22 protein-coding genes are annotated in these 22,066 nt (G+C 70.7%); 9 read left to right on the top strand and 13 right to left on the bottom strand.

The features are described 5' to 3' along the window. Window positions 1–2: 2 nt before the first annotated feature. Genes AB0L00_RS03250 through AB0L00_RS03240 form a run of 3 tightly spaced genes read right to left on the bottom strand, consistent with a single transcriptional unit; the run spans window position 3 to window position 3,069 of the window. Complete coding sequence (locus tag AB0L00_RS03250) at window positions 3–734, bottom strand: phosphocholine cytidylyltransferase family protein (protein ID WP_364427611.1); 732 nt, start codon at window positions 732–734, stop codon at window positions 3–5. Continuing rightward, complete coding sequence (locus AB0L00_RS03245; RefSeq protein ID WP_364427608.1) at window positions 731–1,417, bottom strand: DUF5941 domain-containing protein; 687 nt, start codon at window positions 1,415–1,417, stop codon at window positions 731–733. The genes AB0L00_RS03250 and AB0L00_RS03245 overlap by 4 nt, the downstream gene beginning before the upstream one ends. Beyond that, window positions 1,414–3,069: a CDP-alcohol phosphatidyltransferase family protein gene (locus AB0L00_RS03240; RefSeq protein WP_364427605.1), complete on the bottom strand. Its 1,656-nt coding sequence runs from the start codon at window positions 3,067–3,069 to the stop codon at window positions 1,414–1,416. The genes AB0L00_RS03245 and AB0L00_RS03240 overlap by 4 nt, the downstream gene beginning before the upstream one ends. A 229-nt stretch (window positions 3,070–3,298) precedes the next feature. On the opposite strand from AB0L00_RS03240, the gene ispD reads away from it, so the two are divergent. Further along, the gene (ispD, locus tag AB0L00_RS03235) at window positions 3,299–4,042 is read left to right on the top strand and encodes a 2-C-methyl-D-erythritol 4-phosphate cytidylyltransferase (protein ID WP_364427602.1); all 744 of its coding nucleotides are present in this window, start codon (window positions 3,299–3,301) and stop codon (window positions 4,040–4,042) included. On the opposite strand, the gene AB0L00_RS03230 is transcribed toward ispD, so the two are convergent. Continuing rightward, window positions 4,005–5,021, bottom strand: coding sequence for a glycosyltransferase family 2 protein (locus AB0L00_RS03230; protein ID WP_364427600.1), 1,017 nt, complete (start codon window positions 5,019–5,021; stop codon window positions 4,005–4,007). The genes ispD and AB0L00_RS03230 overlap by 38 nt on opposite strands. An 81-nt stretch (window positions 5,022–5,102) precedes the next feature. Between AB0L00_RS03230 and AB0L00_RS03225 the strand changes: the two genes are divergently transcribed. The 4 genes from AB0L00_RS03225 (at window position 5,103) to AB0L00_RS03210 (ending at window position 8,360) form a co-directional block, all read left to right on the top strand. Then, window positions 5,103–6,737 (top strand): LCP family protein, encoded by a 1,635-nt coding sequence (locus AB0L00_RS03225; RefSeq protein ID WP_364427597.1) that lies wholly within the window; start codon window positions 5,103–5,105, stop codon window positions 6,735–6,737. Between the two features lie 94 nt (window positions 6,738–6,831). Continuing rightward, entirely contained in the window at window positions 6,832–7,593 is a 762-nt protein-coding gene (locus AB0L00_RS03220; RefSeq protein WP_364427594.1) for a hypothetical protein, read from the top strand. A gap of 100 nt (window positions 7,594–7,693) precedes the next feature. Beyond that, window positions 7,694–7,966 (top strand): hypothetical protein, encoded by a 273-nt coding sequence (locus tag AB0L00_RS03215; protein ID WP_364427591.1) that lies wholly within the window; start codon window positions 7,694–7,696, stop codon window positions 7,964–7,966. 37 nt (window positions 7,967–8,003) lie between these two features. Continuing rightward, window positions 8,004–8,360, top strand: coding sequence for an STAS domain-containing protein (locus AB0L00_RS03210; protein WP_364427588.1), 357 nt, complete (start codon window positions 8,004–8,006; stop codon window positions 8,358–8,360). 6 nt (window positions 8,361–8,366) lie between these two features. On the opposite strand, the gene AB0L00_RS03205 is transcribed toward AB0L00_RS03210, so the two are convergent. Together AB0L00_RS03205 and AB0L00_RS03200 are read right to left on the bottom strand one after the other, a co-directional pair. After that, the gene (locus tag AB0L00_RS03205) at window positions 8,367–8,819 is read right to left on the bottom strand and encodes a CoA-binding protein (protein ID WP_364427585.1); all 453 of its coding nucleotides are present in this window, start codon (window positions 8,817–8,819) and stop codon (window positions 8,367–8,369) included. Window positions 8,820–8,908: 89 nt separating this feature from the next. Next, window positions 8,909–10,228 (bottom strand): UDP-glucose/GDP-mannose dehydrogenase family protein, encoded by a 1,320-nt coding sequence (locus AB0L00_RS03200; RefSeq protein ID WP_364427583.1) that lies wholly within the window; start codon window positions 10,226–10,228, stop codon window positions 8,909–8,911. A gap of 114 nt (window positions 10,229–10,342) precedes the next feature. On the opposite strand from AB0L00_RS03200, the gene AB0L00_RS03195 reads away from it, so the two are divergent. Beyond that, the gene (locus AB0L00_RS03195; protein WP_364427580.1) at window positions 10,343–11,512 is read left to right on the top strand and encodes an acyl-CoA dehydrogenase; all 1,170 of its coding nucleotides are present in this window, start codon (window positions 10,343–10,345) and stop codon (window positions 11,510–11,512) included. Between the two features lie 121 nt (window positions 11,513–11,633). On the opposite strand, the gene purE is transcribed toward AB0L00_RS03195, so the two are convergent. Together purE and AB0L00_RS03185 are read right to left on the bottom strand one after the other, a co-directional pair. Next, window positions 11,634–12,116 (bottom strand): 5-(carboxyamino)imidazole ribonucleotide mutase, encoded by a 483-nt coding sequence (gene purE, locus AB0L00_RS03190; RefSeq protein WP_364427578.1) that lies wholly within the window; start codon window positions 12,114–12,116, stop codon window positions 11,634–11,636. Further along, window positions 12,113–13,276: a 5-(carboxyamino)imidazole ribonucleotide synthase gene (locus AB0L00_RS03185; RefSeq protein ID WP_364427575.1), complete on the bottom strand. Its 1,164-nt coding sequence runs from the start codon at window positions 13,274–13,276 to the stop codon at window positions 12,113–12,115. The genes purE and AB0L00_RS03185 overlap by 4 nt, the downstream gene beginning before the upstream one ends. Before the next feature lie 168 nt (window positions 13,277–13,444). Between AB0L00_RS03185 and AB0L00_RS03180 the strand changes: the two genes are divergently transcribed. After that, complete coding sequence (locus AB0L00_RS03180; RefSeq protein ID WP_364427572.1) at window positions 13,445–13,993, top strand: GtrA family protein; 549 nt, start codon at window positions 13,445–13,447, stop codon at window positions 13,991–13,993. On the opposite strand, the gene AB0L00_RS03175 is transcribed toward AB0L00_RS03180, so the two are convergent. The 3 genes from AB0L00_RS03175 to AB0L00_RS03165 all read right to left on the bottom strand — a co-directional run bounded on the left by AB0L00_RS03175 (window position 13,977) and on the right by AB0L00_RS03165 (window position 17,000). Then, window positions 13,977–15,257, bottom strand: a complete 1,281-nt coding sequence (locus AB0L00_RS03175; RefSeq protein ID WP_364427570.1) for a HAMP domain-containing sensor histidine kinase — start codon at window positions 15,255–15,257, stop codon at window positions 13,977–13,979. The genes AB0L00_RS03180 and AB0L00_RS03175 overlap by 17 nt on opposite strands. A gap of 60 nt (window positions 15,258–15,317) precedes the next feature. Continuing rightward, window positions 15,318–15,989, bottom strand: a complete 672-nt coding sequence (locus AB0L00_RS03170) for a response regulator transcription factor (protein WP_141956913.1) — start codon at window positions 15,987–15,989, stop codon at window positions 15,318–15,320. A 165-nt stretch (window positions 15,990–16,154) separates the two neighbouring features. Continuing rightward, complete coding sequence (locus AB0L00_RS03165) at window positions 16,155–17,000, bottom strand: MBL fold metallo-hydrolase (RefSeq protein WP_364427567.1); 846 nt, start codon at window positions 16,998–17,000, stop codon at window positions 16,155–16,157. 66 nt (window positions 17,001–17,066) lie between these two features. Here AB0L00_RS03165 and AB0L00_RS03160 point away from each other — a divergent pair, with 66 nt between their 5' ends. Then, complete coding sequence (locus tag AB0L00_RS03160) at window positions 17,067–17,666, top strand: TetR/AcrR family transcriptional regulator (protein ID WP_364427565.1); 600 nt, start codon at window positions 17,067–17,069, stop codon at window positions 17,664–17,666. Window positions 17,667–17,672: 6 nt separating this feature from the next. Here AB0L00_RS03160 and AB0L00_RS03155 read toward each other — a convergent pair whose 3' ends face one another. Then, the gene (locus AB0L00_RS03155) at window positions 17,673–18,608 is read right to left on the bottom strand and encodes an NADP-dependent oxidoreductase (protein WP_364428977.1); all 936 of its coding nucleotides are present in this window, start codon (window positions 18,606–18,608) and stop codon (window positions 17,673–17,675) included. Window positions 18,609–18,721: 113 nt separating this feature from the next. On the opposite strand from AB0L00_RS03155, the gene AB0L00_RS03150 reads away from it, so the two are divergent. Beyond that, a complete protein-coding gene (locus AB0L00_RS03150; RefSeq protein ID WP_364427562.1) occupies window positions 18,722–19,693 on the top strand; it encodes a helix-turn-helix domain-containing protein in 972 nt (323 codons plus the stop codon). Here the strand turns inward: AB0L00_RS03150 and AB0L00_RS03145 are convergent, their stop codons facing one another. After that, complete coding sequence (locus tag AB0L00_RS03145) at window positions 19,694–21,982, bottom strand: LuxR C-terminal-related transcriptional regulator (protein WP_364427559.1); 2,289 nt, start codon at window positions 21,980–21,982, stop codon at window positions 19,694–19,696. Window positions 21,983–22,066: the final 84 nt, after the last annotated feature.

Genomic DNA, 22,066 nt, shown 5'->3' with positions numbered 1-22,066 from the left:
CATCAGTATTCCTTGGCGATCCGGCGGGCCTTCTCCAGGTCGTCGTGGTTGTCGACCTCGACCCAGTCGACCGCGCCGATCGGGGCCACCGAGATCTTGCCGCCGCGGTTCACCAGCTCCTGGTAGCCGTCCTCGTAGTACAGGTCGGGGTCGCGCTCCCAGGTGGCCTGCAGGGCGGCGGCGAGCGGCTCGGCGGCGGCCGGCTCCAGCAGGGTCGCGCCGATGTACTCGCCGTACGCCTCGGAGGGGTCCATCAGCTTCGTGATGCGCTGAAGGTGCCCGTCGGCGCCGAGGATGACCTTCATCTCCTCGTCGGCGAGCTTCTTGGCGTCGTCGACGGCGAGGAGGATGTCCGGGCCGCGGTTCCCCAGGAGGGTCTTCTCGACGCTCACCGGGTGCACCGTGTCACCGTTCACCATGAGGACGCCCTCGCCGAAGTGCTCACGCGCCAGCCACATGGAGTAGGCGTTGTTCCACTCCTCGGCCTTGTCGTTGTGCACGAGCGTGATGGACACGCCGTACCGGCTCTCCAGCGCGGCCTTGCGCTGCTCGACCGCCTCCGCGCAGTAGCCGACGACGATGACGACGTCGGTAAGCTCGACCTCCGCGAGGTTGCCGAGCGCGATGTCGAGAATCGTCGTGTCACCGTCGACCGGCACCAGGGCCTTGGGCAGCGTGTCAGTGTACGGACGGAGACGTCGCCCCGCTCCCGCGGCCAGAACCATGCCGATCATGAGCCGGCTTCCTCCTCATCCTCGAGATTGACCATGACGCCCTTGCCGGTACCGGTCCGCACCCATGTGTAGACGCTCTCGATGCCGAACAACAGGGCGAAGTAGACACCGAGCACCGCCAGGACGATGGGCAGCTTGCCCGCGAGCGTGGCGACCGCCGCGATCAGCAGGCGGCCCTCCCAGCCGAGGCCGGCCACGAACACCCATCGGGCCGGCCACAGCCGCTGGCGCGTGCGGTAGACGGTGTCGTAGTGGTGGTAGGCCAGCACGCCCAGGAAGGCGTAGACCAGCGGCTTGGAAACGTCGTGGGAGAAGCCCAGCGTCGCCAGGTAACCGTACTCGATCGCCCGCATGATCGGCGGCACGAGCCAGTCCAGCCGTCCGCTGTGCGGATGCGTCGAACCGGGGCCGGCCAGCAGCAGCACCAGCACCGGAGCGAAGATCGCCGGGCTGGTCTGGCCGCTGACTCCCACTCCCAGCAGGATCGCGGTGACGATACCGGCGACGAGCAGCGGGAGCAGCGGCGGAAGCTGGCCCTTGGTCAGCCGGCCCAGGACGTGGGCGATGGGGCCGTCGTCGCGGTAGGCGACCAGTCGGCTGCCGTGGTAGGCGAGCTCGGCGTCGGGAGTGGGTGCGGCGGCGGGCCTGTCGGCCGCCGCGGACATACCGGGAAGCACACTCATTGCGAAACCGCCACCGACCTGGGCTGGGTGAGGGACCGAAGGATGCGCCCGGCGATCGTGTAGAACGCGGCGACGCCACCCCACGAGAGCAGTGCGATGAACGTCACCTGCGCGTTGAACAGCGCCGCCGTGAGGGCGATGAGCGCGAACCGCTCGCCGATCGGAAGCACGATCATCTTCTTGAACCAGTGGAAGACGCGGACCTTCTCCGAGCGCGCGGACAGCCACACCGCGAGGTGGCTCAGGCCGCTGCCCTTGGGCCGGCTCTTCGTCGGCTCCGGCTCGTCGAGCACGCTGTCGCTGGGCGTGCCGAGCGGAACGATCGGGATGGGCTCCGGTGGTGTGCGACGCTTCGAGGCGCCGAACGCGAAGTCCACCATGTGCCGGCAGGTCTGCGCCGTGATGGCGGTCGCCGCGAGGTACCACACGTCGCCGCCGTGCACCGAGCTGCCGACCGCGGCCGCGGTCGAGCCCGCCGCGAGACCGGCGAACACGGTGTACTCCTTGGCCCGGTCGAACGTCGCGTCGAGCCAGGCGCCGAGCGTGCTGAACTGCCGGGTGTAGCGGGCGAGCTGCCCGTCCACGCAGTCGAAGACGAACGCGAAGTACAGCGAGAAGGCGCCGAGGATCATCCCCCACCGCTGGCCGGTGGAGAAGAAGCCCGCGGCCACCACCGAGATCCCCATCGAGATCGCGGTGACGAAGTTCGGCGTCCAGCCGCGCTTGCCGCACCAGCGCGCGATGTAGCGCGAGTAGGTGCTGACCGCGTACGTCGTGAAGAAGCCGTCGTTGTTCTTGACCGCCGCGGCGAGCCGGACCTTGTCCTCGTCGACGGAGTCGACGGCCCGCTGGGCCGCGTCCGCCTGCGTCTGGTCGAGGACCCGCTCGCACACCAGCGTGCTGTTGCCGCGGCCGGTGACCTTAACGCCCGAGCGGACCAGACCGACGACGAGCAGAGCCGGCGCGTCGTCTCCGGTGATCGGGGTGGTGGCCAGGGCGCCCAGGTGCTCGCCGCCGACCTGTTCGATCTCGACGTCCCCGGTGTCCTCCGGGTCGTGCCACAGCCGACGGAGTGGGCTGATCTCTGTGAAGCCACCGGGCTTGTCGGCCAGCTCGGCGAGCTTGTCGGCCACCATGGCGAGTGTCCCGGTCTCCTCCTGGGAGACCCGCACGACGCCGCGGAAGACGGCGTTCGGGTCGGTCACCTGGTGGTACGGGGAGCCCGCTGACTGGATGCGGCCCTTACGGATTCGGATGAGGGGGCGGGTCAGCTCCTCGTCGTTCACCCGCACGCGGGCGACGACGGCGGACGCAGGCGCCTTGGAGTTGTAGACGAGCCGGGCGAACACCTCGCGGTGGGCGACGACGTCACCGTGCATGACGAGCATCGGCCGCTTCGCGGTGCGGGCGACCCGGGCGATCTCGCGCAGGTCGTCGGCGAGCCCCTTGGACTCGACGACCTCGCAGCCTGCCTCCCGCAGTGCGGCGGCGAATTCGGGACGGGCGATCACGCGTCGATCGGCGACGTCAAGGGACTCGAGCTGGGCGAGCAACCGGGTGACGACGGCGACGCCGCCCGGGAGTGTGAGGCCGGCCGTCGGCGTGGAACCGGACGCGACCGCCTCGGTCGCGAGAACCACTGCCAACGTCATCGGCACCCTCCGAAGATCATCTCTGTAGTCCTCAGGTCTGGGGTGGGGGTCTCTCTCCGGCCGAGGCCGTGAGATGCGAGCGCCGACCATACCGCGACTGTTAGCGCGCCGCCTCCTCGCCGTAAACATCCGTTAAGCCGGGTGACGCGGCGAGAGTTTCCATAGGTTACCGCTGCCGCGACGCTGTGGGCCCGCGCGCCCAAGGCGGCGGACAGTAAAGTGCGGCGGCATGAGAACCGTTGCGGTCGTCCTCGCCGGTGGGACGGGACTGCGCCTCGGGCTCGGCGCGCCGAAGCAGTTGGCGGCGGTGGGCGGTCGCCCCATTCTGGCCCGTGCGATCGAGGCGTTCGAGTCGGCGCCGGACGTCGACGAGGTCGTCGTCGTGATGGCCGCCGGCCACGTGCCGGAGGCCGAGGTCATCGCCAAGCCGTACGCCAAGGTGACCCGCGTCGTCGAGGGCGGCCCCACGCGTACGGAGTCGACGCTGCGCGCGCTCGCCGCGCTGGCGCACGAGCCCGGCGACACGCGCGTGCTGTTCCACGACGCCGCCCGCCCGTTCGTGGACGCCCGGATCATCGCCGAGTGCGTCGCAACGCTGGAGCGCGAAGAGGCCGTCGCGGTCGCGGTGCCCTCGTCCGACACCGTCGTGGTGGTCGAGGGCGACCGGGTGGTCGAGATGCCGCGCCGGGACGCGCTGCGGCGCTTCCAGACGCCACAGGGCTTCCGGCTCGCCGTCATCCGCACGGCGTACGAGCGGGCGCTGGCCGATCCGAAGTTCGCCGAGCGGCCCCCGACGGACGACTGCGGCGTCGTGCACCGCTACCTGCCCGAGACGCCCATCCGGGTCGTCCCGGGCAGCGAGCAGAACATCAAGATCACGCACCCGGTCGATCTGCTCATCGCCGAGCAGATCACCGCCCGGGAGGCCGGGCAGGTCAGCGCGCGGGAGAACGGCCCAGGCTCGGCGGACTGAGCAGGAAGCCGGCCCCCCACGCGAGGTGCATCGTCGCGTACACCAGCGGCAGCCGCGCCCACGCCGAGAACGGCAGGCCCCGCCCGGTCGCGACCGAGCCGACGAGGATCGCGGCGGCGTAGCCGCCGGGGATGATCCAGCCGGGCCAGAAGCCGACCGCGCCCGCGACCACCCCGGCAGCGATCGCGACCACGGCGATCGGCGGCGCGAGGTAGCGCAGGTTGAGGGTGCCCTGGTGCTCGCGGCCGACGACGCGCCGCCACTTGCCGGTGTGGAAGAACTGCTTGGCCAGCGCCCGGATGTTCGGCCGGGGACGGTACGTCACGCGCATCCGGGGGGTGAACCAGATCTTGCCGCCGGTCTGGCGGATGCGATGGTTCATCTCCCAGTCCTGCGCGCGCACGAACGTCTCGTCGTACCCGCCGACCCGGTCGAGGGCGCTGCGCCGGAAGCTGCCGAGGTAGACGGTGTCCGTCTCCCCGGACTGCCCGCCGACGTGGAACGTCGCGTTGCCGATGCCGATCTTGGTCGTCATCGCGCGCGCTACGGCCTTCTCGAACGACGTGACGCCCTCGGCGGCCATGATGCCGCCGACGTTGTCCGCGCCGGTCTCCTCGAGGGTCTCGACGGCGGCCAGGACATAGTCGGACGGCAGCAGCGAGTGTCCGTCGACGCGGACGATGATGGAGTGCCGGGAGGCCTGGATGCAGGCGTTCAGGCCGTTGGGGGTACGGCCCGTCGGGTTCGCGACGACGACGATCCGCGGATCGTCGGCCGCGAGCTTCTCCGCGATCTCCTGCGTACGGTCGCGGGAGGGCCCGACCGCGACGACGAGCTCCAGCTCACCGGGGTAGTCCTGGCCGAGGATGGACCCGACCGCCTCCGCGAGATGCCGCTCTTCGTTGAGCACGGGCATGATCACTGACACGGCCGGCCAGACGCGGTTTCGGGCGACCTGTGTGTTGGGCGAGGGATTCATGACGGCGCCACGCTACTGTACGAACGCGAGGAACGCCGCAATGAAGGCAAGACTTCGCACCCCCCGGAGAGGCGAGCCGTCATGGCACACGACGAGGAGTCCGACCCGCAGGAGCGCTACTTCCGTCCCCGTCCGGGCGCTCCGGGCGACGACGAGGCCGCGGAGGTCGAGGGCGTCGCACTCGGCGACGCCGAGTCCTCGCACGTACGCGTCGACCGCCCCTCGCGCGGGGTGTCGGCGATGGTGGCGCCGGACGGCGCGCGGCGGCAGCGCCGGTTCCTGGTCACGACGGGCCTGATGTCCACGGCCGTGCTGCTGTTCTCGGGCGGCGGCTGGGCGTTCCAGGACTACGTCCTGGGCAGCGTGCGGCGCGTCAACGCCTTCGAGGGGCTGAAGAACCGCCCCGGCTCCGGGCCCGAGGGCTCGATGAACATCCTGCTGGCCGGCGTCGACCGGCGGGAGGGGCTGACCGACCAGCAGATCAGGGACCTGCACCTGGGCAAGGCCGACGGCGAGCGCTCCGACACGATGATGCTGGTGCACATCTCGTCGAAGCACGACAAGGTCACCGTGGTCAGCATGCCGCGTGACTCCCTGGTCACCATCCCGGCGCACAAGTCGAACGGCAGCGAGGGCGCGCGCGGCACGCAGGTCGGCGAGCGGCAGGGCAAGCTGAACTGGACGTACATGTACGGCGGGGCGCCGCTCGCCGTGCAGACGGTGGAGCGCATCACCGGGGTCCACGTCGACCACTACGTCGAGGTCAACTTCCTGGGCTTCATCAAGGTCGTGGACGCGCTCGGCGGGGTGACCATCTGCACGAACCAGCCGATCGACGACCCGAAGAGCGGCCTGCGGCTGCCCGTCGGCAAGAGCACCGTGGACGGCAAGACCGGACTCGCCTACTCACGCGCCCGTTACACCCTGACCGGCGGCAGCGACCTGGGCCGGATCCAGCGGCAGCAGCAGTTCATGTCGGCCGTGGCGCACAAGGCGCTGAGCGACCCGACCAAGTACCCGGCGGTGCTCAGCGCCGCGCTGAGCACGATCCGGGCCGACAAGGAGCTGTCGAAGGGCACGTTGACGTCCCTGGCCACACAGCTGCGGGGGATGAACACCGACAGCATCGCCTTCACGACGGTGCCGCTGGCCAACCCCGACTACACGACGACGATCGGCGGCATGCGGCAGTCCACCGTGCTGTGGGATGACCGGGCCGCCGGCCGGCTCTTCGACCAGATCCAGCGGGACAAGCCGATCGTCGAGCCGCCGAAGCCCACGCAGAGCGCCTCGGCGAGCGCGTCCCCGACCATGTCGCACTCGTCGAACCCCGACGCCCTGACCGTGCCCCCGAAGAACATCGACGTGCGGGTCGTCAACGGCGTCGGCACCCCCGGGCTGGCCGCCCGGGCGGCCGGTGACCTGCGCGACGCCGGGTTCGGCGCGACCGTGGTGCCGGGTACCCGCCACGGCGCCGGGTCGACGGTCATCCAGTACGGACCGGGCCGGGAGGACTCCGCGCGGACGCTGAAGGCCGCGATCCCGGGGGCGCGGCTGAAGCAGGTGCCCGGGCTCGGCTCGCGGCTGCAGGTCGTGGTGGGCCCGTCCTGGTCCGGGGCGAAGAAGGTCACCGTGAGCGAGCCGGCCAAGTCCTCGTCCGACGACTCCCAGCAGCAGGTGAACGCGAAGACGGCGACGCAGAACCTTTGCAAGTGACTCCAATGTGCCTTTTGACGCGTTCGCCGGACTACTAGCCTTCTGCTGTACCGGCGGCCACGCCGGGGTCGCCGCGGCCACTGGGAGGACAGCGATGTCGAACGGCGCACGCCACGCCTGGGGACTTCTCCTGGGGGTGATCCTCACGGCCGCGCTCGCGGGGCTGCTCATCTTCGGCACGTACCGCCTGCAGCACGGCTTCGTGATGCAGGGGCACAAGACCGACAAGTGGCTCGGCGGGGGCCTGCTGGCCGGCGCCGCCATCGTCTTCGCCCTCCTCGTGGCGTCGCGGCTGTCGCCGCTGGGCTCGCTCATCGGCGGCCTGATCCTCACCGCCGCGGGCGTGCTGTTCTTCGTCTCCCAGAAGACGACCGCCGACCTCATCAACCGGTTCCCCTTCAAGGGCCAGCGCGTCACCCTCGCCGGCCTCGAGGAGGAGGGGTTCATCCTGTTCGCGGGCGTCGGCCTGCTGTTCGCGTCGTTCTTCCCCTCGCGGTGGCGGGCCCGGCCGGGCGCCGACGACGACCCGGCCTACGAGTACGGCCTGCCCGAGCCCGACGAGACGTACGGGCGGCGCTCCACGTCCGGCGGCGGCCGTGGCCGGCACGCCGCGCGTGACGACGGGAACACCCCGGCGTACGGGTCGCCCCGGTACGCCGACACCCACGTGTACGGCTCGGCGGACCAGGGCGACGTTCCCGCCTACGGGTCGGCCGAGGACCCCGCCACGACGGCGTACGGCCAGACGGAGTTCGACGTGCCGCTGTACGAGCCGGAGCGGTCCCATGGCGACCGCTCGCCGTTCAGCCCTCGGGACGACGACGGCGGTACCCGGGAGATGCGCCGCCCCCGATAGATCAACTGGTGTGGCGCTGTGCGGACAAACGCCGTAAGATCCGGCATACCGGTCAAGAAGTGGCTCGGGACAGTCTCCTCTCGCGAGAAGGACTATCTCCATGGCCATTTCTGTCTGGGAACCGTCTGTGATCTGCGACATCGCCACCCGGCGGCTGGTCGAGCGTTTCGACCTCCTCCCCGCCGAGATCATCGAGCGATGTGTCCGCGACGTCTGGGTCTGCGCACTGCACACCGGCGCCCGCGCCGACGCCCGGCTCCTTGAGACGCTCGCTCAGAGCCTGCTCGAAGCACTGCCCGGCCGCACCGAGACGGCCGAGCCCCTCACCGGAGTTCTCATCGAGCCGCCCGCCGGACCCCGCGCGACCGCGTGATTCTCCTGCCCACCACCCGGATACACGGAGAAGCCCCATGGAAGAGCTGACGCTCACGCACCATCGCCTGCCCGGCACCACCGTCGTCGTGGCCCGCGGCGAACTCGACGCCGGGACCGCCCGGAACCTGGAGGCGTTCCTCGCCGAGGTCCTGCACGACGGCGACGACCTGGTCTTCGACCTCGCCGAGCTGACCTTCATGGACACCAGCGGCCTGGGGGTGATCCTGGCCGCCGGTGAACGGACGCGCCGGCTCGGCGGCACGCCCCGCCTGGCGGGACTGCGCGCCGGCCCCGCGCGGGTCGTCTCCCTGACCGGCATCGCCTCCGCGATCCCCGTGCACGACACCGTCGAGGACGCCCTCGGCACCGTCGTCGCCGCCGTGGCGTCCTGACGGGTCTCAGCGAGGCAGGCCCAGGCGGGCCCACTCGATGGCCGGGCAGCGGTCCATGACGACGTCGATCCCGGCGTCGCGAACCCGCCGCGCGGCGGTCTCGTCGATCACGTCGAGCGGGAACCACACCGCCCGTACCTCGCCGTCCCCACGCGGACCGTACGCCGCGAACAGCTTGATCGCCTCGTCGGCGGCCTCGCCCGCGTGCTCGGCGCGCCGGTAGACGCCGACGACGTCCACCCGCCGCGCGACCTCGGCCAGCGACGGGACCCCCGGCTCCCCGAGGACGGTCTCGGCGCCGGGATGGACGGGGACGATGGTCTTGCCGCGGGACTGCAGCAACTGGGCCATGTCGTACGCGGTCCGGCCCGGGTTGTCGCGCAGCCCGACGAAGGCCCAGGTCCGCGATTCGAGCAGGACCCGGCGGATGACCGCCTCATCGGCGTAGGACTCGCTCATGACCGTGCCAACCACCGGGCGGCCCGCCGCCTTCCCGATCGACGTACGCGACCGCCCGGCCACTCGGGCCGGGCGGTCGGACGATAGGGCTACGGACGGCCGAGCGCGCGGTACTGCCAGCCCGCCGCGCGCCACCGCTCGGGGTCGAGCGCGTTGCGGCCATCGACGATATTGCGCTCGGCCACCGCGCCGCCCAGGACCTCCGGATCGAGCTCCCGGAACTCCTTCCACTCCGTGAGCAGCAGCACGACGTGCGCGCCGTCGACGGAGTCCATCGCGGACGAGCCGTAGGTCAGGTCCGGGTGCGCCCGGCGGGCGTTGTCCAGCGCCTGCGGGTCGTACACCGTCACCTGACCGCCCTGCGCGCGGATGGACGTCGCGACGTCGAGGGCGGGCGAGTCGCGGATGTCGTCGGAGTTCGGCTTGAACGCCGCGCCGAGGACGCCGACCGTACGGCCGATGAACGAACCGCCCAGCAGCTCACGCGCCAGGTCGACCATGCGGATGCGGCGCCGGATGTTGATGGCGTCCACCTCGCGCAGGAACGACAGCGCCTGGTCGACGCCGAGTTCGCCGGCGCGGGCCATGAACGCCCGGATGTCCTTCGGCAGGCAGCCGCCGCCGAAGCCGAGCCCCGGGCCGAGGAACTTGCCGCCGATCCGGTCGTCGTAGGAGAGGGCCTCGGAGAGCTTCGTCACATCGGCGTGCGCGGCCTCGCAGACCTCGGCCATCGCGTTGATGAACGAGATCTTCGTCGCGAGGAAGGCGTTCGCCGACACCTTGACCAGCTCCGCGGTGGGGAAGTCGCTGACGATGAAGGGAACGCCGTCGGCGATCATCGAGGCGTACACCTCGCGCAGGACCTTCTCCGCGCGGTCGGACCGGACGCCGACGACGAGGCGGTCCGGGTGCAGGGTGTCCTCGACGGCGTATCCCTCGCGGAGGAACTCGGGATTCCATGCGAGTTCGACGACGTCTCCGGCCGGGGAGCGCTCCGTCAGCCGCAGCGCGAGCCGCTCGGCCGTGCCGACCGGTACGGTCGACTTGCCGACGACGACGCAGGCCCGGGTGAGCAGGGGCGCGAGGGAGTCGACCGTGTCGTCGACGTAGCGCATGTCTGCGGCGTACTCGCCGGGCTTCTGCGGCGTGCCGACGCAGATGAAGTGCACGTCGCCGAACTCGGCGGCCTCCTCGTACGACGTCGTGAACCGCAGCCGTCCGTTCTCCAGGTTGCGGCGCAGGATCGGCTCGAGGCCCGGTTCGTAGAACGGAAGGTCGCCTCGGGTCAGTCGGGCGATCTTCTCGGCGTCCACGTCCACGCCCAGGACCTCGAATCCCAGGTCGGCCATGCATGCCGCGTGGGTGGCGCCCAGGTAGCCGGTACCGATCACGGTCAAGCGCTGTGCCAAGGTCCCGCCTCCTTTCCTCAGAGTTCCGTGCCCGACCCCGTCTACGTCCCCCACGGGCCGCTCGGCATGCTATCGGCCCTACTGGCGAGTAGGTTTACCGCGTACGATCGGCACATGACCGCAGACTTTCCTCTGTACGAACTCTCTGAAGAGCACCGGATGCTCCGCGAGACGGTTCGCTCGCTGGCCGATGACAAGATCGCTCCGCGAGCCGCGGAGACCGACGAGACCGGGGAGTTCCCCCAGGCCGTCTATGACGCGCTCGTGCAGGCGGACCTGCACGCCGTGCACGTCCCCGAGGCGTACGAGGGAGTCGGCGCCGACGCCCTCGCCACGGTGATCGTCATCGAAGAGGTCGCTCGAGCCTGTGCCGCCTCGTCCCTCATCCCGGCGGTGAACAAGCTCGGAACCGTTCCCATTCTCCTCTCCGGCTCCGAAGACCTGAAAAAACGCTACTTGAGCCCGGTCGCCCGCGGCGAGGCCATGTTCTCGTACGCGCTGTCGGAGCCGGAGGCGGGCAGCGACGCGGCCGCGATGAAGACCCGGGCCGTACGCGACGGCGACCACTGGGTCCTCAACGGCACCAAGCGGTGGATCACCAACGCGGGCGTCTCGGAGTACTACACCGTGATGGCCGTCACCGACCCGGAGAAGGGCGCCCGCGGCATCTCCGCCTTCGTGGTCGAGAAGAACGACCCGGGGGTGAGCTTCGGCGCACCGGAGAAGAAGCTCGGCATCAAGGGCTCGCCGACCCGCGAGGTCATCATGGACGACGTCCGGATCCCGGCCGACCGGATCATCGGCGACGAGGGCACGGGCTTCAAGACCGCCCTCGCCACGCTCGACCACACCCGGATCACCATCGCGGCCCAGGCCCTCGGCATCGCCCAGGGCGCGCTGGACTACGCCATCGGGTACGTCAAGGAGCGCAAGCAGTTCGGCAAGCCGATCGGCGACTTCCAGGGCGTGCAGTTCATGCTCGCGGACATGGCGATGAAGCTCGAGGCGGCCCGCCAGCTCACCTACGCCGCCGCTGCCAAGTCCGAGCGGGCGATGGAGGGCGAGAAGATCGCGGACCTGACCTTCGTCTCCTCGGCCGCCAAGTGCTTCGCCTCCGACGCGGCGATGGAGATCACCACCGACGCCGTCCAGCTCCTCGGCGGCTACGGCTACGTCAGGGACTACCCGGTCGAGCGCATGATGCGCGACGCCAAGATCACCCAGATCTACGAGGGCACCAACCAGATCCAGCGCGTCGTGATGGCCCGCCAGCTCCTGAAGTAGGCCGGTGAACAGCAAGAACTCCCCCCGCCCTGATCAGGACGGGGGGAGTTCCCCTGCGAGCAGGGGAAGGATGTCCACTCAAGACCGGCGCGACAGGCGGAACCACGCTCAACGGCGACGGCTAGGCGCGGCGGAGGCGTTCGCCCTTGCGCTTGGCCTGGGCGTGCAGGTCGCGCTGGAAGTCCTCCATGCGCTCGCGCAGCTCCGGGTCGCTCGCGGCGAGGATCCGGACGGCCAGCAGGCCGGCGTTGCGGGCGTTGCCGATCGCGACGGTCGCCACCGGCACGCCGGCCGGCATCTGCGCGATCGACAGCAGCGAGTCCATGCCGTCGAGGTACTTCAGGGGTACCGGCACCCCGATCACCGGGAGCGGGGTCACGGCGGCGAGCATGCCCGGCAGGTGGGCGGCGCCGCCCGCGCCGGCGATGATCACCCGGAGCCCGCGGGAGGCGGCCTCCGAACCGTACGCGATCATGTCCTGCGGCATCCGGTGCGCGGAGACCACGTCCGCCTCGTACGGGACGTCGAACTCCTCCAGCGCCTCGGCGGCGGCCTTCATCACGGGCCAGTCCGAGTCGCTGCCCATCACGACGCCGACGGTCATGCGGTCCCTTTCCTCAGGTAGTCGGCGGCGTGGCGGGCCCGCTCGCGGGTCTCCTCCAGGTCGTCGCCGAGCGCGGTGACGTGGCCGATCTTGCGGCCGGGCCGGACCTCCTTGCCGTAGAAGTGCACCTTCACGGCGGGGTCGTGGGCCATGACGTGGATGTAACGCTTGTAGATCTCCGGGTCGTCGCCGCCCAGGACGTTCGCCATGACGGTGTACGGCGCGGTGGGCGTCGTGTCGCCGAGCGGCAGGTCGAGGACGGCGCGCAGGTGCTGCTCGAACTGCGAGGTGCGCGAGCCCTCGATCGTCCAGTGCCCGGAGTTGTGCGGCCGCATCGCCAGCTCGTTGACGAGGACGCCGTCCTCGGTCTCGAACAGCTCGACGGCCAGCAGCCCGGTCACGCCGAGGGCGTCGGCGAGGCCGAGCGCGAGTCGCTGCGCCTCCTCGGCGCGGTCGGAGTCCAGGCCCGGCGCGGGCGCGATCACCTCGGTGCAGATCCCGTCGGTCTGGACGGTCTCCACGATCGGGTACGCGGCGCCCTGCCCGTACGGCGAGCGGGCGACGAGGGCGGCCAGCTCCCGGCGGAACGGAACGTGCCGCTCGGCGAGCAGGCCGACGCCCTCCGCGGCGGCGCGCTCGACGACGGCGCGGGCCTCCTCCAGGGACGCGCAGACCCACACGCCCTTGCCGTCGTAGCCGCCGCGTGTCGCCTTGAGCACGACCGGCCAGCCCGTCCGCTCCGCGAAACTTTCCAGGGTCGCCAGGGGCGCCTCGGGGTCGAGCACGACGAACTCCGGGCACGGCGCGCCGAGGGCGGTGAGGCGTTCGCGCATGACCCGCTTGTCCTGGGCGTGCAGCAGCGCCCCGGATCCGGGGCGGCAGGCGACGCCGTCGGCCTCCAGCGCCTGGATGTGCTCGCCGGGCACGTGCTCGTGGTCCCAGGTCACCACGTCGGCGCCCTTGGCGAAGGCGCGCAGGTCGTCGAGGGAGCGGTGGTCACCGATGCGCACGTCGGCGATCACCTTGGCCGCCGACGCGTGGGCGCTGTCGCTGAGCACCCGCAGCGGCACGCCGAGTGCGATCGCCGCCTGCTGCGTCATCCGGGCCAGCTGCCCGCCGCCGACCATGCCGACGACTGGTATCTCTTGCCTGTCCGTCACGTGGGAAGCCTATCCGCCGTGCTCAGAGAGCGGGTTCGCCGGGCGACGAGCGCGGGAACAACGGGTCCGGGAACGCCGTCTAACCTCGTAGGCCAGGGGTATCGATTGATCCGGGCTTCGCCGAGCGACGTGCGATCAGCCGCCATCCGGAATGAGAGGTCCCGCTTCGTGAGCTTCGTCAGTCATCTCTATCGGAGATTCGCGCACCTGTTCCATGAGCTCGCGGCGTTCGGGACGATCGGCGTGCTGAACTTCATCATCACCATCGGCATCTCCGACACCCTGCACCTCGGTTTCCATGTCGGCCCGCTGACGTCGTTCGGCGTTGGGACGATCGCGGCGACGACGTTCTCGTACTTCGCCAACCGGTTCTGGACGTTCCGCCACCGCGACAGGTCGGGCCTGGGCCGGGAGTACGTCCTGTTCTTCGTGTTCAACGGCGTCGGCCTGGTGATCACCTGGGTGTTCATCGGCTTCACCCACTACGTCCTCGGCATCCGGGGCGGCCTGGCGTTCAACGTGTCGCAGATCGTCGGCACCGGCGTGGCGACCCTGTTCCGCTACTGGGCGTACAAGAAGTGGGTGTTCCTGCCGCCGGCCGCGCCGCCGGTCGACCCGCACACCGGGCTGCCCGAGGCCGCGGAGCCCGTTGGGGGCGACGCCGCGCCGCCCCCGCCCCGGGTGCCCGCCGGGCAGGCCGTCAAGCGGGACCGCTGACGACGCGCTCGCGCGCCCGCAGCACCTCGTCGCCCTTCCGCAGGAAGATCGCGAAGGTGGCGGGCCGGGCGCGTACGAGCTCGAGCCGGCCGCCGTCCGCGGTCGCCAGCGAACGCGCGAGGTAGAGGCCGAGCCCGGTCCCCTGCCACCGTCCGCTGACGTTGCGGTCGAAGACGCGGCGTTCCAGCTCAGGAGGCACGCCCACGCCCTCGTCCCCGACCTCCACGACGATCGACGTCGGCGTCTCCTTGGTGTGGATGGCGACCGTGCCGTCCCCGTGCACCAGCGAGTTGTCCAGCAGGGTGGCGACGATCTGTGACAGGCCGCCGGGGCTGGCCACGGCGGTGAGCTCCGTCACGCCGGAGACCTCCAGCCGGCGTCCCTCCCGCCGGAAGACCGGCTCCCACTCCTCCACCTGCTGCGCGACGATGTCGTCGACGTCGACGGGGACCGCGTCACCCGTGGGGTCGTGCTTGGCGCGGGCGAGGAGCTGCTCGACGACCGCCGCGAGGCGCTCGACCTGCGCGGCCGCCGCGGCGCCCTCCTCCCGGACGATGTCCGGGTACTCCGCGGCCTCGATCATCTCCTCCAGCCGCATGGACAGCGCCGTCAGCGGCGTACGCAACTGGTGGCTGGCGTCGGAGGCGAACTCCCGGCTCGCGGCGAGCAGGTCGGCGATCCGCACGGCGCTGCGGTCCAGCACCTCCGCGACCCGGTCGACCTCGGGCACGCCGTACCGGCGGCGGCGCGGCCGCGCGTTGCCGGATCCGAGGCGGTCGGCGGTCTCGGCCAGGTCGATCAGCGGCAGGGTGAGCTTGCGCGCCTGCACCATCGCCAGCCCGACCGCCACCCCGACGCCCAGCACGACGAGGCTGCCGATCAGCACCAGCGTGCGCAGCGCCTCGGCCTCGATGTCGGCGGCGTCCCGGGACACCTGGACCCGGACGCCGCGGTCGTTCGCGGTCTTCCTGATGACGTGCGCGCCCTTGGGCGGCGCGACCCCGGCCGTGATCACCTCGTCGTTGGCCAGGGTGATGACGATGTAGCGGCTGGGGAATTCCTTGGCGATCTGGTCGCCGATGACGGACTGCTTGCCTTCCTGTTTCAGGTTCACGCCGGCCACCACGGTCGCCGCCTCCCGCTCGACCTGCTGCTCCGCCTCGTCGTAGAGGAGCCGATGGGTCGAGTACGCCAGCGGGATGCCGAGCAGGAGCACGGCGACGACCGCGACGGCCAGCGTCGACAGCAGAAGCCGTCGCCTCATGGGGGTCCCTCTCTTTCGCCCGGGACGTGACCAGGGGGTGGTCACGCCGGGTTCACACGACTAGTCACCGCGCTCGAAGCGGAAACCCACTCCTCGTACGGTCGTGATGTAACGCGGGCTGCCCGCGTCATCCCCTAGCTTGCGCCGAAGCCAGGAGATGTGCATGTCGAGGGTCTTCGTGGAACCCCACCAGTTGGTGTCCCACACCTCCCGCATGATCTGCTCTCGGGTGACGACCTTGCCCGCGTCGCGGACCAGCACGCGCAGCAGGTCGAACTCCTTGGTCGTCAGCTGGAGCTCCTGGTCGCCCATCCAGGCGCGCCGGGACTCGGCGTCTATTCGGACGCCCTGGACGATGGGCGTCTCGGTGCTGCCCCGGCGCAGCAGCGCGCGGACGCGGGCCAGGAGCTCGGCGAGACGGAACGGCTTGGTGACGTAGTCGTCGGCGCCGGCGTCGAGGCCCACGACGGTGTCCACCTCGTCGGCGCGGGCGGTGAGGATGAGGATCGGCACGCCGTGGCCCTCGGCGCGTACGCGCCGAGCCACTTCGAGCCCGTCGAGCTCGGGCAGGCCGAGGTCCAGGACGATGAGGTCCACCCCACCCCCGAGCGCCCGCTCGAGCGCCTGTGGACCGTCGGGACTGACTTCGACGTTGTATCCCTCCCGCCGCAGCGCTCTGGCGAGAGGCTCGGATATGGACGTGTCGTCCTCGGCGAGCAGAACTGAGGTCATGAACCGATCGTAGAGCTATTCAAGAACGTTTCCTCGGCAGTAGCGGGGCCTTGACCTGCGATCTTCCAGTCGTAGGGCTGAACAAGACATACCGATAACCGCACTAATGCAAAGTAAAGACCCTCCGCCCTGAGCAGACCTTCCCAGCTCAGGGTGCGTACGGGGTCACGAGGCGTGACCGGCTCCCCCGGCGGCGAGGCGGGCGAAGGCCCAGGGGTCGTGGGCCGAGAAGACGTCGACCTCGTCGCCGTGGTCGCGCAGGAGCTCGCGCAGGCGGGCCTGGTTGGCCATGCGCAGCGGCCGGTCGACCTCGGTGATCTCCTCCAGCGCCTCCCACAGGGGCATCGACCAGCGGCCCTCCGGCTCGACCTGACCGTGGTGGTAGAAGGCGTCACCGGCGTGCAGGAGCCAGCGGTCGCCGTCGCGTACGGCCACGGCGCAGTGGCCCTCGGTGTGCCCGGCCAGCGGGACGAGGAGGATCTCCGGGGGCAGGCCGTCGAGTTCGATCGCGTCGAACCCGAACCACGACGCGCCCTTCCGCGATTCGTAGGTCCGCCAGTGCGGGCGGTGCGCCCAGTGCGCAGGCCGGTAGCGCAGCGCGTGCTCGGGATGCCCGCTCGTGGCGGCCATGGCGGCCCGGTACTCCGCGTCGTGCAGATGAACGGTGGCATGTGGGAAGTCCGGCAGCCCGCCGCTGTGGTCGAGGTCGAGGTGGGTCAGCACGATGTGGCGGACGTCGGCGGCCGAGTGACCGAGGCGCTCGATGTGCCGTGCGGCGGTCTCCCCCGGGTCGAGGAGCGCCTGTGTGCGATCGAGGAAGGTACGGCCGAGGGTCTCCTCCGGGCGGGCGATGTCGGCCGTTCCGAAGCCGGTCTCGACCAGGACGAGGCCGGCCGCATCGGTCTCGACGAGCAGGCAGTGGTTCAGGGCGCGGGCGGGCTCCGGAGCGTTCTCCTCGCCGCCGGGGTCGATCTCGCGCATCGAGCCGCAGTTCAGGTGATGGATCTTCATGACACCTCTTTAGCTACCGAACGGTCGTACGCATTTAGCGAACGGTCGGTAGGTTAAGCTGCTGTCATGAGCCCGCGCAAGTCCGCCGTCGAGACCGCCGCCACCCGAACCCGGATCATCGAGTGCGCCCTGACCCTCGCCTCGGCCGAGGGCCTGGAAGGCGTCACCATCGGACGGCTCGCCACCGAGCTCGGCATGAGCAAGGCCGGCGTCATCGGCCATTTCGGCACCAAGGAGGCCCTGCAGCTCGCCACGCTCGACGCGGCGACCGAGCGGTTCCGCGCCCGCGTTCCGGCGCGGGTGGCGGGCGCCGACCCGGGGGTCGCCCGTCTGGCGCGGGCCTTCGGGGAGTGGATCGACTCCATGGCGGACGACGAGGGGAACGCCGGGTGCTTCATCACCTCGGTCGCCACCGAGTTCGACGGCCGCCCCGGTCCGGTCCGCGACGCGGTGCTCGCCGCCCTCGCGAGCTGGGCCGGCTACGTCGCCGCGGAGCTCCGCGCGGCCGTCGAGGCGGGCGACCTGCCGGCGGACACCGACGTCGACCAGCTCGTCTTCGAGCTGAACGGTGTCGCGCTCGCCGCCGAGCAGGCGATCCAGCTCCACCGCGACGCGGCGGCCCCCGAACGCGCCCGCCGCGCCATCGACCGCCTGCTCGGCCGCTGACCGACGTCAGCCGGCGACGGTCAGAACGATCTTGCCGGTCGTCCGGCCCGTCTCTCCGTGCTCATGGGCCTTGGCCGCCTCCTCCAGGGGGAAGACCGAGTCGATCTCGGCGCGCAGCCGGCCCTCCTCGACGAGCGCCGCGATCTCCTTCATCCCCGCGTGGTCCGTCTCGACCAGCGTCCAACCGGCTCTGATCCCCCGCTTCCCGGCCGCGGCGAGCACGTCGTCGGCCGGCGGCAGGAAGGAGACGAGAACGCCCCCGTCGCGAAGCGTCCTCAGGGACCTGAGGCCGTAGTCGCCGCCGACGGCGTCGAGCACGACGTCGACGTCCCGGACCACGTCGGCGAAGTCGACCTTCGTGTAGTCGACGACCTCGTCGGCGCCCAGCCCGCGGACGAACTCGTGCTTCGCCTCGCTGGCGGTCCCGATCACGTACGCGCCCCTGGCCTTGGCGATCTGCACCGCGAGGTGGCCGACCCCTCCGGCGGCGGCGTGCACGAGGACCCGCTGACCGGCTCGGACCCGCGCCGTGTCGACCAGGCCCTGCCAGGCGGTCAGCGCGGCCAGCGGAAGCGCGGCCGCGTGAACGTGGTCGATTCTCGCGGGCTTGCGGGCGAAGTGCCGCGCCGGGGCGGTGACGTACTCGGCGTACGCACCCGCCGGGTGGGGAAAGCGCGGCATCCCGAACACCTCGTCACCGGGCTCGTACAGCGTCACACCCCGTCCGACCGCCTCGACCACCCCGGACACGTCGAAGCCGGGCCTCGGCAGCGCCACCCCGGTCATCGAGCCGCCGCGGGCCCGGCTCTTCCAGTCCGTGGGGTTCACTCCGGCGGCGTGCACCCGGACCAGGATCTCCAGCAGGCCCGGCTCGGGCCGCTCCACCTCGGCGAGCCTGAGGACCTCGGGGCCGCCCGGCGCCTCCTGCACGATCGCGCGCATGGTGTTCATCGACTCTCCCGTTTCAGTTTCATCGGTTGCGACGGACCCCAGCCTCCGGCAGCCGCACGCCGATCGGGAGTGGCACGATGGCCATCCTGTGAAAGGATCTGGCCATGGCCCGATCCCCACACCGTGTCGTCGTCCTGGCACTGGACGGCGTGATCCCCTTCGAGCTGGGCATTCCCGGGCGGATCTTCGGTGGTGCGCGCGGGCCGGAGGGCGAGCCGCTGTACGACGTCGTGACCTGCACGCCGGACGGCGGGCCCGTGCGCACGCACGCCGACTTCTCGATCGCCGTCGATCACGACGCGTCCGTGCTGGCCGACGCCGACACCCTGGTCGTCCCGCCCTTCGGCGAATGCCGGCCGATCGACCGGCTCCCCGAGGAGCTCGCTGCGGCGCTGGCGCTCATCCGGCCGGGCACCCGCATCATGTCGATCTGCACCGGTTCCTTCGCGCTGGCCGCCGCCGGCCTCCTCGACGGGCGGCCGGCGACGACCCACTGGTACGAAGCGGCCGAGCTGCAGCGGCGGTACCCCCGGATCCGGGTCGACCCGGACGTGCTGTTCGTCGACGACGGTGACGTGCTGACCTCCGCCGGGGCGGCCTCGGGCATCGACCTGTGCCTCCACCTGGTGCGCCGCGACCACGGCAGCGAGGTGGCCAATCGGGTGGCCCGCCAGGTCGTCGTACCACCGTGGCGGGACGGCGGTCAGGCGCAGTACATCGAGCGCCCGGTCCCCGAGCCGCACGACGCGGGCACCGCGCCGGCCCGTTCCTGGGCGCTGGAGCACCTCGACCGGCCGATCTCCCTGTCCAAGCTCGCCGCCCGGGCCGGGATGAGCATCCGCACGCTGACCCGCCGGTTCCACGAGGAGGTCGGCATGAGCCCCGGCCGCTGGCTCGCCCGGCAGCGCGTCGAACTCGCCCGGCACCTCCTGGAGACGACCGACCTGCCGGTGGACCAGATCGCCCGGCGGGCCGGCTTCGGGACCGCAGTCTCCCTCCGCCAGCACCTGCACGCGGCGATCGGCGTCTCCCCGCTGGCCTACCGGCGCACCTTCCAACCGGAGGCGCTCGCCTGATCACCCTGCGCCGCCCTCCGAACCCGGGCCCGCGGGCTCCCGGGCGCGCTCATTCTCCCCGACCCAGATGGCGATCTGGGTACGAGAAGCCAGCCCCAGTTTGCCGAGGATGTGCTCGACGTGGCTTTCAGCGGTTCGCTGGGCGATCACCAGCGCCGTCGCGATCTCCTTGTTGCTCATCCCCTTGCGGATCATCCGAGCCACCTGGGTCTCCTTGCGCGTGAGGGGCATCAGCCGGTCGGACTCAGCGCGTGGAACGGCGTCGGAGGACTGTTCCTCCAGCGCGTACGCCAGCGCGTCGTCGTCATCGAGCCGGGCACCGCGCCGAAGCTCGAGACCGAAGAGATATTCGCCGATGGCGCGGCATGTTCTGGATTCGGAATCTTCGCGGTAAGTGGCCGGATACGCGTATCCCGACAGCGGAGGCTCGCCGACCTTCTCCCAGACCGACCGCAGGATTCCGTACAGCCGGGCCGCCCGCTGAAAACGGCCTTCCGTGACGGCGATCCAGGCCAGCACCTCCAGATCGACGCCGACTCCACGTGGATCGTCCAACGAGCGGTTGATCCGCAATGCCTCCGAGACCAGTTCGGTGGCCCGCCGGGTGTCGCCCTGCCGACAGGTCGCGGCACCGAGTACGACCAAGCTGTACGCCTTGCGCCAATGCTCGCCCTGTGTCTCGCAAATCGCCCGGGCCTCCTCGCCGATGGAGATGGCCAGCGATTCATCGCCCGTGAGGCAATGAGCGACGCAAAGCCGGATGAGCACCTCGACAACGCCCATGTCATAACCGATGAGACGGAAACGCCGGAGGGCCTCTTCGAGCGACGGGATAGCCGACGTCACATCGCCTCGCCCCAGCGCCAGCATTCCCGTGCAGAAGACGGTGTAGGCGAGAGCCATCGGGTCCCCGAGAGCATCCCCTAGAGATCGGCATTCCCGGAGCATCGTCTCCGCCGCGGATGCGTCTCCCTGGATGACGGCCAACACGCTGCTCGTCCACAAGGCGTGGGCCCGGACATCGCTGGGGTCGGGTTCGGCCGCCAGCCCGCGCTCCAGCCAGGCGCGCCCTTCCCCGAGGAAGACACCGCTGATCCAGTGGTACATCAGGTCGGCCGCCATCGCCAGACCGGCCCGGGCCTGGCCCGGCTCGGTGTAGCAGTACTCGAGTGCGACCCGCAGGTTCGGGTGCTCGGTTCCGAGCCGCAGGAGCCAGGACCTCTGGTCCGGCCCCGCCACCCGAGCGCGCGTCTGGGCCGCCAACCGCCGGTAATGGTCACGATGACGCCGGCGCAACGTGGCCGACCGCCCGGACTCGTCCAGCTTCTGCCGACCGTACTGACGGATGGTCTCAAGGAGCCGATATCGGACGACTTCTTCGTGTCGTTGCGGGATCAGGATTGATTTATCGACCATCCCGCCCACCAGGTCGACGACCTCCTGGCGAACGATCCCTTCGCCCGAGCACACGGTCTCCGCCGCCTCCAGGTCGAAGCTCCCCGCGAAGATCGACAGACGAGCCCACAGCAGTCTTTCCTCAGCGGTGCACAGGTCGTAGCTCCAATCGATCAAGGCACGTAGCGTCCGGTGATGAGGCAGCGGCCTCCCCGAGCCGGTGAGCAGCTCAAAACGGTCTTCGAGATTCGCGAGCAGCTGCTCGAGTGACAGGATCCGCAGTTGTGCGGCGGCCAGCTCGATGGCGAGTGGCATCCCGTCGAGGCGGCGGCAGATCTCGACCACCGCGTCGCCGTTGGCGTCGGTGACGGCGAAACCGGGCGAGACGTCCGCTCCTCGCTCGGCGAACAACCGCACCGCCTCGAACCGTTCGAGCGCGCGACCACGATCGCCCGCGCCGGTACTGCCCGGCATCGTCAACGGTGAGACCTCCAGCAACTGCTCACCGGGAACACTCAGCGACTGCCGGCTGGTCGCGAGGATCCGCAGATCCGGCGCCGTCATCTGCACCGTCCTCGTGACGGCGGCGCACTCGTCCACCACGTGCTCGCAGTTGTCGAGGATGAGGAGCAACCGCTTGTTCCGCAGATGCTCGGCGAGGACGTCCAGCGCGGCTCGGGCCGAGCGGTCGCGGATTCCCAATGCCTCGATCACCGCACGGGCCAGCATCCCCTGGCTCTGCAACGTGGCCAGGTCGACCAGCCACACACCGTCGGGGAACGCCCTGCCCACGGTGAGGGCGACTCGCGAGGCCAATCTGGTCTTGCCCACTCCGCCCGGTCCGGTCAGTGTCACGACACGGGCATCGGCCAGGATCCGCTTGACCTCGGCCACCTCCCGCCGACGTCCAACGAAGCTCGTTCTCTCAGCCGGGAGCCCATGCACCCGATCCCGTCCGCTGATGGTTGCCGTGACCAT

Origin of the sequence: Actinoallomurus sp. NPDC052308 (assembly GCF_040679195.1) — a bacterium.
GTDB classification, from domain to species: Bacteria; Actinomycetota; Actinomycetes; order Streptosporangiales; family Streptosporangiaceae; genus Actinoallomurus; species Actinoallomurus liliacearum.
The sequence above is the reverse complement of the archived record's forward strand: the minus strand, read 5'-3'. Positions and strand labels throughout refer to the sequence as shown.

Coding starts and splice junctions, on each gene's coding strand:
- AB0L00_RS03240 (WP_364427605.1), bottom strand. CDS start 3,069: ATGACGTTGGCAGTGGTTCTCGCGACCGAGGCGGTCGCGTCCGGTTCC.
- AB0L00_RS03150 (WP_364427562.1), top strand. CDS start 18,722: ATGGCCCGATCCCCACACCGTGTCGTCGTCCTGGCACTGGACGGCGTG.
- AB0L00_RS03160 (WP_364427565.1), top strand. CDS start 17,067: ATGAGCCCGCGCAAGTCCGCCGTCGAGACCGCCGCCACCCGAACCCGG.
- AB0L00_RS03195 (WP_364427580.1), top strand. CDS start 10,343: ATGACCGCAGACTTTCCTCTGTACGAACTCTCTGAAGAGCACCGGATG.
- AB0L00_RS03250 (WP_364427611.1), bottom strand. CDS start 734: ATGATCGGCATGGTTCTGGCCGCGGGAGCGGGGCGACGTCTCCGTCCG.
- AB0L00_RS03175 (WP_364427570.1), bottom strand. CDS start 15,257: ATGAGGCGACGGCTTCTGCTGTCGACGCTGGCCGTCGCGGTCGTCGCC.
- AB0L00_RS03230 (WP_364427600.1), bottom strand. CDS start 5,021: ATGAATCCCTCGCCCAACACACAGGTCGCCCGAAACCGCGTCTGGCCG.
- ispD (WP_364427602.1), top strand. CDS start 3,299: ATGAGAACCGTTGCGGTCGTCCTCGCCGGTGGGACGGGACTGCGCCTC.
- AB0L00_RS03220 (WP_364427594.1), top strand. CDS start 6,832: ATGTCGAACGGCGCACGCCACGCCTGGGGACTTCTCCTGGGGGTGATC.
- AB0L00_RS03215 (WP_364427591.1), top strand. CDS start 7,694: ATGGCCATTTCTGTCTGGGAACCGTCTGTGATCTGCGACATCGCCACC.
- AB0L00_RS03155 (WP_364428977.1), bottom strand. CDS start 18,608: ATGCGCGCGATCGTGCAGGAGGCGCCGGGCGGCCCCGAGGTCCTCAGG.
- AB0L00_RS03205 (WP_364427585.1), bottom strand. CDS start 8,819: ATGAGCGAGTCCTACGCCGATGAGGCGGTCATCCGCCGGGTCCTGCTC.
- AB0L00_RS03165 (WP_364427567.1), bottom strand. CDS start 17,000: ATGAAGATCCATCACCTGAACTGCGGCTCGATGCGCGAGATCGACCCC.
- purE (WP_364427578.1), bottom strand. CDS start 12,116: ATGACCGTCGGCGTCGTGATGGGCAGCGACTCGGACTGGCCCGTGATG.
- AB0L00_RS03245 (WP_364427608.1), bottom strand. CDS start 1,417: ATGAGTGTGCTTCCCGGTATGTCCGCGGCGGCCGACAGGCCCGCCGCC.
- AB0L00_RS03210 (WP_364427588.1), top strand. CDS start 8,004: ATGGAAGAGCTGACGCTCACGCACCATCGCCTGCCCGGCACCACCGTC.
- AB0L00_RS03170 (WP_141956913.1), bottom strand. CDS start 15,989: ATGACCTCAGTTCTGCTCGCCGAGGACGACACGTCCATATCCGAGCCT.
- AB0L00_RS03225 (WP_364427597.1), top strand. CDS start 5,103: ATGGCACACGACGAGGAGTCCGACCCGCAGGAGCGCTACTTCCGTCCC.